We start from the raw sequence: 13,224 nt of genomic DNA on the forward strand, positions 1-13,224 counted from the left end.
TGCTGCCGCGTGCTGAATCAGTAGTACGAGTGCTCACCGCGCTGGTGCTCGGTTAAATCACGCACGCCTTTCAGCTCAGGGAAGGCTGCCAGCAGCTCTTTCTCGATACCATCTTTCAGGGTGACGTCGATCATCGAACAACCGTTACAGCCGCCGCCAAATTGCAGAATGGCGATGCCGTCATCGGTGATTTCCATCAGCGATACGCGACCGCCGTGGCCAGCCAGCTGCGGGTTAATCTGCGCTTGCAGCAGATATTCCACGCGCTCAACCATTGGCGCATCGTCAGAGACCTTACGCATTTTGGCGTTGGGCGCTTTCAGCGTCAGCTGCGAACCGAGGTTGTCGGTTACAAAGTCGATTTCCGCGTCATCAAGGTACGGTGCGCTCAGCTCATCAACAAAGGCTGACAGTTTTTCGAACTTAAATTCGGTATCGGAAGCTTCTACTGCATCGGGTGGGCAGTAAGAAACACCGCATTCAGCGGTTGGCGTACCCGGATTAATGACGAATACGCGAATCTGAGTGCCATCTTCTTGTTTGGACAGCAATTTTGAGAAGTGCTCTTGCGCAGCATCAGTAATAACGATCATGGCGATTGCTCAATAGTTGACTAAATTACTTGGTTATAATACGCCCAACACCGACGCTCTACAAGGTACGGCACAGGCAACCAATGTGTACGCTGGCCGCGCCTTGCGCCAGCAGGATGCGGCTAATTTCCGCCACGGTACTTCCGGTAGTCACAACATCGTCGATAAGCAGGATATGGCGCCCGCGCACCGGCATTTCAAGGCGAAAGGCACCGCGCAGGTTCTTTTTACGTGCGCTAGCGCTTAATGAATGCTGCACTGCGCCGTGCCGCACGCGTTTTACCCCTTCGCGATAGTCGCAGCCCAGCCAGCGTGCCAGCGGTTTTGCCAGCAGCGCCGCCTGATTATAGCCGCGTTGCCAGGCGCGCCGACGATGCAGCGGCACGCTCAGCACCAAATCTACACGCGGCAGCCGGTAATCACGACGCATTGTTAATAATTTTAACAAAATCAGCCGCGCCAGCATCACCCTGAGTGCGGTAATGCGAGAAAACTTCAGCTGCTGCACCCAATCACTCAGCGGCGGCAGATAATCACTGACGCAGGTTAGACTTTGCCACGGCGGCGGATGGCGGATGCAGCGCCCGCAGGGTTGGGCGCCACTGGCCGGTAAACCGCAGCATGGGCATAGCGCCGGCAGCCGTGGAATTTGTTGCACGCAGCGACTGCACAAACCGTGGCCGGCAATCTGCAGCGGCAGGCGGCATAGCCAACACAGTGCCGGGATTGGTAGCATAGCGACCTCCTTTTCACTTTTCGGGAGTGTAACCGATGAGTTCGCTTTACTGGCACACCACAGGCACGGGCGATTGCGATCTTGTGCTGCTGCACGGCTGGGGTCTGAACGCCGAAGTGTGGCAAAACATTGTTCCTCGACTCAGCTCGCATTTTCGCCTGCACCTGGTGGATCTGCCGGGCTTTGGTCGCAGCCAGGGTTTTGGCCCGCTGACCTTAGCGGAAATGGCGCAGCAACTGTTACCGCAGTTACCGCCGCGCGCGGTGCTGCTCGGCTGGTCGCTGGGCGGATTAGTCGCCAGCCAATTGGCTTTAACCCAGCCCGGTCGTGTTACAGCACTGATCTCCGTGGCATCATCGCCGTGCTTTACCGCACGTGATGCGTGGCCGGGCATCAAGCCCGAGACGCTACAGAGTTTCCAGCAACAGCTGAGCACAGATTTCCAACGCACCGTGGAGCGTTTTCTGGCGCTGCAAACCATGGGCACCGAGCATGCGCGACAAGATGCACGTCAGCTGAAAGAGGTGGTGTTGTCGCAGCCGATGCCATCGGTCGAGGTATTAGAAGGCGGGCTGGAGATTCTGCGTCAGGACGATTTGCGGGCTTCGCTCGACGACCTCACTCTGCCGTTTCTACGCATTTATGGTTATCTTGATGGGCTGGTGCCGCGTGGTATCGCACAGGAGCTGGATACGCGCTGGCCATCTTCTTCATCGGTGGTGATGGAGAAAGCGGCGCATGCGCCATTTATTTCCCATCCGGATGCTTTCTGTCAGCAGGTGCTGAATTTTGTCCGCGCAGCCACATAAACTGCCACGCAGCCAGCGTTATTGGCTGGCTGCCATCCAGCTTCTCCCCGCTAATGAGATCCTGCACCTGGCCCGCCAGCGGCAGCTGTGTGGTTACATCATGGTTGCTGAGATTAAACACGCACAGTAAGCCTTCGCTATCCGGTTTATGGCGACGCAATACCAGCAAGGTATTCTCGCTCTCCAGCAGCGTCATCGGATTGTCCGGATGAAACGCGGACTGGCGCGTGCGCAGCTGAATCAGCGCGCTGAGACGTTCATACACCTGCTGTCGCAGCGGATTGCCGCCGCTAATCCACGCCTCCATCTCGCGCAGGCTGTACTTCTCACGGTTGATGGCGCGGTTGTGGCCAGCGGCACGCACGCCTTCGTTATCGTTGCGTGAGCCGAGAATGCTTTGAATGTAGATGGCGGGCACGCCGGGAAACGACAGCAGAATTGCATGTGCCAGCAGGAAGCGGCGCAAACGCGTGTCATCGTCGTCGTTCTGCTGATTCAGCGCATCGAAATAGGTGACGTTAATTTCGTAAGGGCTGGTGGTGCCGTCGGCATTGTTCTTGTAGGAGACCAGCGCGCCCTCCAGCGCTAAATCACGTACCAGCGCCACAATCTCCACTTCCGACAAAATACCGCGCGCCGGATTCAGCCCAATGCCGTCGTGCGAGGCGAGAAAGTTAAAGAAGGTGGTGGTGCCGCCGCCTAAATCCAGCGTGCTGGCCCATTGACGCAGCGCACGCGCCGAACCGGAGTGTATGGCGTGCAGCACCAGCGGCGGCAGTGAAAACTGGTACACCATCTGCGCTTCATCTTTGCCGTTGCCGAAATAGCTGATGTTGTCTTTGTGTGGCACATTGGTTTCGGTGACGATCACCGTGCCGGGCGCCGCTTCATTGGCGATGGCGCGAAACAGTTTCACCAGCTGATGGGTTTTCGGCAGATGAATGCAGTGGGTGCCGGGCGTTTTCCACATGTAGCCCACGGCGTCGAGCCGCACATAATCCGCGCCTTTGATCAGGTAATCCAGCAGCACGTCGACCATGCGAATCAACACTTCCGGGTTGGCGAAGTTGAGGTCGATTTGGTCGGCGCTGAAGGTGGTCCAGATGTAGCGCGTCTCGCCGTTGGCCATCTCAAACGGTGTTAATAAGGGTGAAGTGCGTGGGCGCGTGACCGCGCTGAGATCGGTAGCGGGCGGCATGCTGATAAAGAAATCATCCCAGCCGGGATCCTGCGCCAAAAAATGGCGAAACCACGCGCTGTGCGCCGACATGTGATTGCAGACAAAATCGAACATCAGGCGGGTTTCAGTATGTAGCGCGCTGATATGTTGCCACTCGCCGCAGATCGGATTGACCTGGTGATAGTCGATAACCGAGAAGCCATCATCGGATGAATAAGGAAAGAACGGTAGCAGATGCACCAGGCTGAAAGTGGATTGCAGATGCTGCTGATAAAAGCGTGAAAAGCTGGCGAGGGTGGGTTGTTCCGGTTCGCGAAACTGATCTGCGTAGCTGATCAGCACCACATCTTTCTCATCCCAGTGCGCCTTGCGCGGCAGTTTAACCGTATCGCGCGCGGCTCGAATGTGTGAAAGCAGGCGTTCACGCGCTGGGGCAGGAAAGCTGCCGTGATAAATCTCATCGATTAAGGCGTTGATAATATCCATTGGATCGCTGGGCCACGCGGAAGCGTCATTTTTTCACACAGAATTTTTAGCGTAGTTGGGCGAGGAGATTTATCAAGGCTTATACGCGCGGAGATAGCGTTATCTCCGCGCGTTTTTAGGGCAGGATCTTAACGTTTTTTACCGAAGGCTGCGGCAAGCGCATCGCCCATCGCGCTGTTGCCGGCGGAAGCGCTGGCCGGTTTGCCACGGCCTTTGTTATTGGCCGCCGGACGCGCTGCTTCTTTGCCCGCGCTGCGGTTGTTCCCGCGCGCATTGCTTTCACCTGGCTGCTCATCCAGACGCATGGTGAGCGCAATACGTTTACGCTGCATATCCACTTCCATCACCTTCACTTTGACGATATCGCCGGCTTTCACCACCTGATGGGGATCCTCGACGAACTTGTCGGAAAGGGAAGAGATGTGCACTAAACCGTCCTGATGCACGCCGATATCAACGAACGCGCCGAAGTTGGTGACGTTGGTCACCGCGCCTTCCAGCACCATGCCCGGAAACAGATCGTTGAGCGTTTCCACACCTTCAGCAAACTGCGCGGTTTTAAACTCAGGGCGCGGATCGCGACCCGGTTTTTCCAGCTCTTTGATGATGTCCGTCACCGTTGGCAAGCCGAAGCGCTCATCGGTGAATTCACGTGCGTTGAGATCGCGCAGGCTGCCCGGATTGCCCATCAACTCATTCAGCGCCTGCTCGGTGGCGGCCAGAATGCGCTCGACCAGCGGGTAAGCTTCCGGGTGCACGGTTGAGGCATCCAGCGGGTTATCGCCGTGGTTAATACGCAGGAAGCCGGCGCACTGTTCAAAGGCTTTCGGTCCCAGGCGGCTGACTTTCAATAACTGCTGACGATTCTGGAAACGTCCATTCTCATCGCGCCAGCTGACAATATTCTGCGCCATCATGCGGGTTAAACCGGCTACGCGGGTTAACAGCGCTACCGATGCGGTGTTGAGATCAACACCCACGGCGTTTACGCAGTCTTCTACCACCGCATCCAGTTTCTTCGCCAGCTGGCTTTGGCTGACATCATGCTGATATTGGCCCACGCCGATGGATTTCGGATCGATTTTCACTAATTCGGCAAGCGGATCCTGCAGGCGGCGCGCGATGGAAACTGCACCACGAATCGAGACGTCGAGATCCGGGAACTCCAGCGCCGCCAATTCCGACGCAGAGTAAACCGATGCGCCCGCTTCACTCACAATCACTTTCTGCGCGTTAACGTGGGGGAACTGCTTCTGCACGTCGAGGAAGAAGCGTTCGGTCTCGCGCGAAGCGGTGCCGTTACCAATCGCCACCAGTTCAACCTGATGTTTGGTGCACAGTGCCGCGACGGCCGCGGCCGCTTTCGCTGCCTGACCGGTGTGCGGATAAATGGTGTCGGTGGCGACCAGTTTGCCGGTGGCATCCACCACCGCGACTTTTACACCGGTACGCAAACCGGGATCGAGACCCATAGTGGCGCGCATTCCCGCCGGTGCGGCCATCAGCAGATCGTGCAGGTTGCGGGCAAACACATTGATGGCTTCATCTTCGGCGCGTTCACGAATGGTGCCCATCAATTCGGTTTCGAGGTGCAGCAGCACTTTGATGCGCCAGGTCCAGCTCACCACCGCCTTGCGCCAGCTGTCCGCCGGGGCGTTATTCAGGCGCAGGTTGAGGTGTTCGGCGATCAGCGTTTCGCCATAGCTTTCACGCGGGGCTTCTTCAAACTGGGGATCGGCATTTAGCAACAGCTGCAGCACGCCTTCGTTACGGCCGCGGAACATCGCCAGCGCGCGGTGCGATGGCACGCCGCTCAGCGCTTCGTGATGATCGAAGTAGTCGCGGAATTTCGCGCCTTCTTCCTCTTTGCCTTCCACCACGCGAGAAACCACATGCGCGTTCTTCCACAGATACTCACGCACTTTCGCCAGCAGCGAGGCGTCTTCTGCAAAGCGCTCCATCAGAATGTAGCGTGCGCCATCCAGCGCGGCGCGTACGTCGGCAACGCCTTTGTCGGCGTCAACGTAGCCCGCGGCCAGCTGCTCGGGATCCTGCGACGCATCCTGCCACAGCGTCTCGGCCAGCGGCTCGAGACCGGCTTCAATCGCGATCTGTCCACGTGTGCGGCGCTTCTGTTTGTACGGCAGGTACAGGTCTTCCAGCTCGGTTTTGTTCAGCGTGCTGTTGATGGCGGTAGCGAGTTCAGGGGTAAGTTTGCCCTGTTCGTCGATAGATTTAAGAATCGACTGGCGACGATCGTCCAGCTCGCGCAGGTAACCTAAACGGCTCTCCAGTAAACGCAGCTGGGTGTCGTCCAGGCCTCCGGTCACTTCCTTACGATAACGTGCGATAAACGGCACGGTGTTCCCTTCATCAAGTAAGCGCACGGCGGCATCAACCTGGTCGGCGCGTGCCTTTAGCTCACTTGCGATAATCTGGCTCAGCGAATCTTTCATCATCATTAACAATGCTTACACAGGGTTAGAAATAGGGGACAGTTATACGGGCTGAGGGCGAAAATTGCCAGCCGGGGGCCAGTGAATCCGTCTTTTTCTGAATGCAGCGCGCGCTTTAAAGTCTGCTTCTTGCTGATGGCGAATCGGTCGCTTATTGTTAGCCTCTTTGCTGCGAAGAAACGCCGTTACCACGAGTTGATGTCATGAAAACCCAACTGATTACCCGCGAAGGCTATAACAAGCTGCGCGCCGAACACGACCATTTGTGGAACGAAAAGCGTCCCGAAGTGACCAAAATTGTCTCCTGGGCGGCCAGCCTCGGCGATCGTTCGGAAAACGCCGATTACACCTACAACAAACGTCTGCTGCGCCAGATCGATCGCCGCGTACGCTATCTGCGTAAATGCCTCGCCGACCTGAAAATTGTCGATTACGCACCGCAGCAGGAAGGCAAAGTGTTTTTTGGCGCGTGGGTGCAGGTGGAGAACGAGCAGGGCGACGTGAAGCGGTTTCGCATTGTCGGCCCGGATGAAATCTATGGCGAGACGATGAAAGAGTACATTTCGATTGATTCGCCGATGGCGCGCGCGCTGATCAAGAAAGAAGTGGATGACGAAGTGGTGGTGAACACGCCGGAAGGCCAGAAAATCTGGTTTGTGAACAGCATCGACTATGTAAAAGAGACGCCCTAAAAAGAGTCGGAGAATAATGGCCTGGATAACGAGGCCGGGGCGCAACTTATTCTCCGGTGGCGAAATGGGCTGACAGTAAAAGAGGGGAAAGCGCCGCAGCCTTGCCGCGCATCAATAGTATGAATTATTTGCCTGGCGTGGTCGCGGTGGTGGTTGAGGTACTGTTGCCACCTTTGTCGCCGCCGCTCATGGTCGCCAGTGCAACACCCAGCAACGCACCAACCGCGCCAATACCGATAGCGTCAGAGTTTCCTTTCGCCGTGGTGGACGCCTGTGCGCCAGCCGCTTCGCCCGCGCTGGTGGCCGCCTGAACCTGAGTGATGCTGGTCAGTACCAGTGCGCCCAGCAGAATTACGGTTTTTTTCATCTTTCTCTCTCCACATGAACTCAATAACAGCAGGTACGCATGCAGTGTCGGAGATCGCGCTGCGATAAGAAAGACGTGTTTATTGCCTGATTTATCAGCCTTTATTTAATGCTGGCCTTGTTTTTTCCTGGCGTGGAATTGTTCCGAGAGCAGATACGCGGCTGATGGCGAAAGCACAATATTTTATGCTGCCCTTCAGCTGGTACTGGCATATTCTGCACCGTTACCTTAAGCCAAATCGCGCTGAGCGCCTTCCTGGCCGCGATTTAATGTGTAATGTTCCAGTAACAGAAAGAATATGCGCCAAATTTTCAGATAAGCGCTAAGCGGCTTGAAAGCACAGATAAAAAACGCGAAGCGAAGCGCATTTCGGGGCTAAAAATAAATATAAGCTGCTGTTTAATATGCTTTGTAACAATTTCGGCTAGAATATAAACCATTAATGACTGTCACACTGAGGCCTCTTTTTTTAACAATATTGGCTCAGGCAATGGCGCCTTTGGGAGTTGAACATGCAAGAGAACTACAAAATTCTGGTCGTCGATGACGATATGCGTCTGCGTGCGTTGCTGGAGCGCTATCTCACCGAGCAGGGCTTTCAGGTGCGTAGCGTTGCCAACGCCGAGCAAATGGATCGACTGTTAACCCGCGAATCTTTCCATCTGATGGTGCTCGACTTGATGTTGCCGGGCGAAGATGGTTTATCTATCTGCCGTCGTCTGCGCAGTCAAAGTAACCCGATGCCGATCATTATGGTCACCGCCAAGGGTGAAGAAGTGGATCGTATCGTTGGTCTGGAGATCGGCGCGGATGACTACATTCCAAAACCGTTCAACCCGCGTGAGCTGCTGGCGCGAATTCGTGCCGTGCTGCGTCGTCAGGCCAATGAACTGCCAGGCGCACCTTCGCAGGAAGAAGCGGTTATCGCCTTCGGTAAATTTAAGCTGAACCTCGGCACTCGCGAAATGTTCCGTGAAGATGAGCCGATGCCGCTGACCAGCGGTGAGTTTGCCGTGCTGAAAGCGCTGGTGAGCCATCCGCGTGAGCCGCTGTCGCGCGATAAGCTGATGAACCTGGCGCGTGGTCGTGAATACAGCGCCATGGAACGCTCCATCGACGTGCAGATTTCCCGTCTGCGTCGCATGGTGGAAGAAGATCCGGCGCATCCGCGCTATATCCAGACCGTTTGGGGCCTTGGCTACGTATTCGTTCCGGACGGCAGCAAAGCATGAGGCGATTGCGCTTCTCACCCCGCAGTTCGTTTGCCCGCACCTTGTTATTGATCGTTACCTTGCTGTTCGTCAGCCTGGTAACGACCTATTTGGTGGTGCTCAATTTCGCCATTCTTCCCAGTTTGCAGCAGTTCAATAAGGTCCTCGCGTACGAAGTGCGTATGTTGATGACTGACCGGCTGCAGCTGGAAGATGGAACACAGTTGGAAGTGCCGCCGGCCTTCCGACGCGAAATTTATCGTGAGCTGGGCATCTCGTTGTATACCAACGCGGCGGCGGAAGAGAGCGGTTTGCGCTGGGCGCAGCATTACGAATTCCTCAGTGAACAGATGGGCCAACAGCTGGGCGGCCCCACCGATGTCCGGGTCGAGGTGAATAAAAACTCGCCGGTGGTGTGGCTGAAAACCTGGCTGTCGCCGGATATCTGGGTGCGCGTACCGCTCACCGAAATCCATCAGGGCGACTTCTCACCGCTGTTCCGCTACACGCTCGCGATTATGCTGCTGGCGATAGGCGGCGCCTGGCTGTTTATCCGCATCCAAAACCGACCCTTGGTGGATTTGGAACATGCGGCATTGCAGGTGGGTAAAGGCATCATTCCGCCGCCGCTGCGCGAATACGGTGCGTCTGAAGTGCGTTCAGTGACGCGCGCCTTTAACCAAATGGCGGCCGGGGTGAAGCAGCTGGCCGACGATCGTACCTTGTTGATGGCCGGTGTCAGCCACGACTTACGTACGCCGCTGACGCGTATCCGCCTTGCCACCGAAATGATGGGTGAGCAGGATGGTTATCTGGCGGAGTCGATCAACAAAGATATCGAAGAGTGCAACGCCATTATCGAGCAGTTCATCGATTATCTGCGCACCGGACAGGAGATGCAGACCGAACGTGCCGACCTGAACAGCGTGCTGGGCGAAGTGGTGGCGGCTGAAAGCGGCTACGAGCGCGAGATTGAGAATGCGGTGATGTCCGAAGATGTGATGCTGGATATCAACCCGTTATCGATTAAGCGCGCGCTGGCGAATCTGGTGGTCAATGCGGCGCGTTACGGCAACGGTTGGATTAAGGTTAGCAGCGGCAAAGAGCTGAACCGCGCGTGGTTCCAGGTGGAAGATGATGGTCCCGGCATCAAACCGGATCAGCTGCAACATCTGTTCCAGCCGTTTGTGCGTGGCGACAGCGCTCGCAGCACCAGCGGAACCGGCCTGGGCCTGGCGATTGTGCAGCGTATTATCGATGCCCATGAAGGTTCGCTGGAGATTGGTGAGAGCGATCGCGGCGGATTGCGTATTCGCGCGTGGCTGCCGATCCCCGAAGGCAGCAGTAGCAGCGCAGTGGTGAGCATTAACCACAGCGCGTGATGGCCATGTGGGCACAAATCACCTTACAAAACCCGTCGATGCAGAAACAACAAAGCCGCTATCCCTCGCAGGATAGCGGCTTTTTTATGGCCTCAACCACGTCACATCACAGCTGCGGACCGGCCTGCACCAGCGCCTTCCCGGCGTCGTTATCGGTATACTTCTCAAAGTTAGTGATAAAGCGCTGCGCCAGATCCTGCGCGGCTTGCTGCCAGGCCGCTTCCGTTGGCCAGCTGCGGCGCGGATCGAGAATCGCGCTATCCACCTGCGGTAAATGCTTTGGCATCTGCAGGTTAAACACCGGCAGCTGTTCGGTTTCCACGTTATCCAGTTCACCGGCCAGAATCGCGTTGATGATGGCCCGTGTGTCTTTCAGTGAGATGCGCTTGCCGCTGCCGTTCCAGCCGGTATTGACCAGATAGGCCTGCGCACCCGCCGCTTCCATGCGCTTCACCAGCACGTCGGAATATTGCGTGGGATGCAGCGTCAGGAACGCCGCGCCAAAACAGGCGGAGAAGGTTGGCGTCGGCTGGGTTACGCCGCGCTCGGTGCCGGCCAGCTTGGCGGTAAAGCCCGACAGGAAGTGATACTGCGTCTGTTCCGGCGTTAAGCGCGAAACCGGCGGCAGCACACCAAAAGCATCGGCGGTGAGGAAAATCACCCGCTTCGCATGGCCCGCCTTGGAAACCGGCTGCACGATGTTTTCGATATGCTCAATAGGATAGGAGACGCGGGTGTTTTCGGTTTTGCTGCCGTCGGCGTAATCCACGCTGCCATCGGCGCGCACCACCACGTTTTCCAGCAGTGCATCGCGGCGGATAGCGCGGTAGATTTCCGGCTCTGCCTGCTCAGACAGATTAATGGTTTTGGCGTAGCAGCCGCCTTCAAAGTTGAACACGCCATCGTCATCCCAGCCGTGTTCGTCATCACCGATCAGCTGGCGATCCGGATCGGTGGATAAGGTGGTTTTGCCGGTGCCGGAGAGGCCGAAGAACACTGCCACATCGCCCGCTTTGCCGACGTTAGCCGAGCAGTGCATCGACGCAATACCTTTCAGCGGCAGCAGGTAGTTCATGATGGCAAACAGGCCTTTCTTCATCTCGCCGCCGTACCAGGTGCCGCCAATCAACTGCATGCGCTCAGTCAGGTTGAAGGCGACGAAGTTCTCAGAGTGCAGACCCTGCGCCTGCCAGTCCGGATTGGTGCACTGCGCGGCGTTCATCACCACGAAATCTGGCTTGAAGTCAGCTAGCTCGCTCTCGCTCGGACGGATAAACATGTTTTTGACGAAGTGCGCCTGCCAGGCCACTTCCATCACGAAGCGCACGCTCAGGCGCGTGTCGGGATTGGCACCGCAGAACGCATCAACCACAAACAGACGTTTGCCGGAAAGCTGCTGGGTGCAGCGATCTTTCAACGCCTGCCAGGTTTCCTGCGACAGCGGCTGGTTATCATTTTTGCCGTTGCCAACATCGTTCCACCACAGCGTGTCGCGCGTGGTGTCATCGCGAACGATGTATTTATCTTTGGGCGAGCGACCCGTAAAGATGCCGGTATCCACGGCAATGGCGCCGCTCTGCGTCAGAATGCCTCGCGCATAACCTTCCAGCTCTGGGCGGGTCTCTTCCTGAAATAGCGTGTCGAAGTCAGGGTTGTACACCACTTCGGTGGTGCCGCTGATGCCCATAGAGGCGAGGTCTTGCGATGTCAGGCCGTTAACGCGCATGTGACTGCTCCTTTAATCGGTATCTGTTACTGCGTATTTTTTATGGGGGGATTCTGCTGCCTGCCGTGCATAGCCACACAGGGCAGATCGCGCGCAGTGTACTCTTATGAGCACAGCGGAAAAGAGAAGATAGTCAGAAATGCGAGCTGGAACGTGACAAGTAGAGAAATCTGCCACTTATGTAATTAAAGTCAGCGTTATTTAGCTAATAACCGTGATAAATGATAGGGATACGTTCAGAGGGAAATGCGGGCGGCTGAACCGCCCGGCAGGAAATTAATGCACTTGATCGCTGTTGTTGGTTGGCGCGTTACGAATGGCGGCAATATCCACCGCATCGTACACATAGTGCGAATTGCAGTAGTCGCAATGCATATCGATTTTGCCATCCTCTGCGAGGATTTCGTCCACCTCTTCAATCGGCAGCGTACTCAGGACTTCGCCGCAACGTTCGCGTGAGCAGGTGCATTTGAAGCTAACCGGCGACGGATCAAACACCGTGGCTTCTTCCTGATGATACAGACGCCACAGCACGTCGGTGGCGGGCAGTTCGATCAGCTCTTCGCTCTTCACGGTTTCGGTCAACGTGGCGAGATGATTGAAATCATCCGGGCTCGGCTCTTGCGCTGGCAGCACCTGCAGCAGAATGCCCGCCGCGCCTTTTTCGCTGGTGCGGATAAACAGGCGCGTTGGCAGCTGCTCAGAGCGCATGAAGTAATCTTCCAGGCAACCCGCCAGCGTATCCGCTTCCAGGCCCACCACGCCTTGATAACGCTCGCCTTTCTCTGGCGAGATGGTGATCACCAGATAGCCGTTACCGACCATCTCTTTCAGGCTGCTGCCCGGTGCGATCTCGGCATCTTCTTTGACGCGCGCCACGCCACGCAGCTCCTGGCGGTTGTTACCGTTGATCACCGCCAGCGTCAGCGGACCATCGCCCTGCAACTGTACGGTGATATCACCGTCAAACTTCAGCGTTGCCGTCAGCAGACTGGTGGCCACCAGCAGCTCGCCAAGCAAGGTTTTTACCGGCTCAACGTAGTCGTGATTTTTGACAATTTCACGCCAGGTTTCCGTCACGTTAACCAGCTCACCGCGCACGGCGACATTTTCGAATAGGTAGCGGTGCAGTTGATCGTTTGCAGACATAGTGTTTCTCTCGTTGGGGGCGCGTTATTTATCGCCCGACAATTTAAATTTCATCAGATCGCGGCGCTCTTTCTTATCCGGGCGACGATCGGGGTGCGGCATGGTTAACGCATTCATCTTGCGCGCCAGCGCGGTTTTCTCACGCTTTTCGATACTGGCGTCGGTTTCGGCATACAGCGCTTGCGCTTCGGTGGCGGGACGACGCTGATCGGTGACCGCGGTGATCACCACGGTGCGCTCATCATTGCCCTGACGCAGCGTCAGCTCGGCGTTCAGCTCCACCAGTTTACTGGGCTTGCTGCGCTGACCGTTGTAATGCACTTTGCCGCCTTCCACCATCTCGCGAGCCAGCGCACGGGTTTTATAGAAGCGCGCGGCCCACAGCCATTTGTCGAGGCGGACGCCTTCGCTGATTTTCTCTTTCATTGCGGCTCCTG

At 56.6% G+C, this 13,224-nt stretch carries 12 protein-coding genes; 4 read left to right on the top strand and 8 right to left on the bottom strand.

Going from position 1 to position 13,224, the window contains the following annotated elements; all coding sequences use genetic code 11:
* Positions 1-17: 17 nt before the first annotated feature.
* Together nfuA and gntX are read right to left on the bottom strand one after the other, a co-directional pair.
* The gene (gene nfuA, locus WFL93_RS17405) at positions 18-593 is read right to left on the bottom strand and encodes a Fe-S biogenesis protein NfuA (RefSeq protein WP_007892316.1); all 576 of its coding nucleotides are present in this window, start codon (positions 591-593) and stop codon (positions 18-20) included.
* A gap of 58 nt (positions 594-651) precedes the next feature.
* Complete coding sequence (gntX, locus tag WFL93_RS17410; RefSeq protein ID WP_336778672.1) at positions 652-1,329, bottom strand: DNA utilization protein GntX; 678 nt, start codon at positions 1,327-1,329, stop codon at positions 652-654.
* A gap of 35 nt (positions 1,330-1,364) precedes the next feature.
* Here gntX and bioH point away from each other — a divergent pair, with 35 nt between their 5' ends.
* On the top strand, positions 1,365-2,138 hold the full coding sequence (gene bioH, locus WFL93_RS17415; RefSeq protein WP_336778673.1) for a pimeloyl-ACP methyl ester esterase BioH: 774 nt from the start codon (positions 1,365-1,367) through the stop codon (positions 2,136-2,138).
* Here the strand turns inward: bioH and WFL93_RS17420 are convergent.
* Complete coding sequence (locus WFL93_RS17420; RefSeq protein ID WP_336778674.1) at positions 2,077-3,804, bottom strand: alpha-amylase family glycosyl hydrolase; 1,728 nt, start codon at positions 3,802-3,804, stop codon at positions 2,077-2,079. The two genes, bioH and WFL93_RS17420, sit on opposite strands and share 62 nt — an antisense overlap.
* 128 nt (positions 3,805-3,932) lie before the next feature.
* Complete coding sequence (locus tag WFL93_RS17425) at positions 3,933-6,260, bottom strand: Tex family protein (protein ID WP_442955894.1); 2,328 nt, start codon at positions 6,258-6,260, stop codon at positions 3,933-3,935.
* Between the two features lie 203 nt (positions 6,261-6,463).
* Between WFL93_RS17425 and greB the strand changes: the two genes are divergently transcribed.
* The gene (gene greB / locus WFL93_RS17430) at positions 6,464-6,952 is read left to right on the top strand and encodes a transcription elongation factor GreB (protein ID WP_007892311.1); all 489 of its coding nucleotides are present in this window, start codon (positions 6,464-6,466) and stop codon (positions 6,950-6,952) included.
* Between the two features lie 124 nt (positions 6,953-7,076).
* Here the strand turns inward: greB and yjbE are convergent, their stop codons facing one another.
* Positions 7,077-7,319 (bottom strand): exopolysaccharide production protein YjbE, encoded by a 243-nt coding sequence (yjbE, locus tag WFL93_RS17435; RefSeq protein ID WP_007892310.1) that lies wholly within the window; start codon positions 7,317-7,319, stop codon positions 7,077-7,079.
* 512 nt (positions 7,320-7,831) lie between these two features.
* Here yjbE and ompR point away from each other — a divergent pair.
* Together ompR and envZ are read left to right on the top strand one after the other, a co-directional pair.
* The gene (gene ompR, locus WFL93_RS17440; protein ID WP_001157751.1) at positions 7,832-8,551 is read left to right on the top strand and encodes an osmolarity response regulator transcription factor OmpR; all 720 of its coding nucleotides are present in this window, start codon (positions 7,832-7,834) and stop codon (positions 8,549-8,551) included.
* A complete protein-coding gene (gene envZ, locus WFL93_RS17445) occupies positions 8,548-9,912 on the top strand; it encodes a two-component system sensor histidine kinase EnvZ (protein ID WP_007892307.1) in 1,365 nt (454 codons plus the stop codon). Before ompR ends, envZ begins: the two co-directional genes overlap by 4 nt.
* A 106-nt stretch (positions 9,913-10,018) precedes the next feature.
* Here envZ and pckA read toward each other — a convergent pair whose 3' ends face one another.
* The 3 genes from pckA to hslR all read right to left on the bottom strand — a co-directional run bounded on the left by pckA (position 10,019) and on the right by hslR (position 13,213).
* A complete protein-coding gene (pckA, locus tag WFL93_RS17450; RefSeq protein WP_336778675.1) occupies positions 10,019-11,638 on the bottom strand; it encodes a phosphoenolpyruvate carboxykinase (ATP) in 1,620 nt (539 codons plus the stop codon).
* A gap of 276 nt (positions 11,639-11,914) precedes the next feature.
* Positions 11,915-12,787 (bottom strand): Hsp33 family molecular chaperone HslO, encoded by an 873-nt coding sequence (hslO, locus tag WFL93_RS17455; RefSeq protein WP_007892300.1) that lies wholly within the window; start codon positions 12,785-12,787, stop codon positions 11,915-11,917.
* 24 nt (positions 12,788-12,811) lie between these two features.
* On the bottom strand, positions 12,812-13,213 hold the full coding sequence (gene hslR / locus WFL93_RS17460) for a ribosome-associated heat shock protein Hsp15 (protein WP_007892299.1): 402 nt from the start codon (positions 13,211-13,213) through the stop codon (positions 12,812-12,814).
* Positions 13,214-13,224: the final 11 nt, after the last annotated feature.

The organism is Pantoea sp. USHLN256 (assembly GCF_037149875.1).
Classification (GTDB): Bacteria; Pseudomonadota; Gammaproteobacteria; order Enterobacterales; family Enterobacteriaceae; genus Pantoea; species Pantoea nemavictus.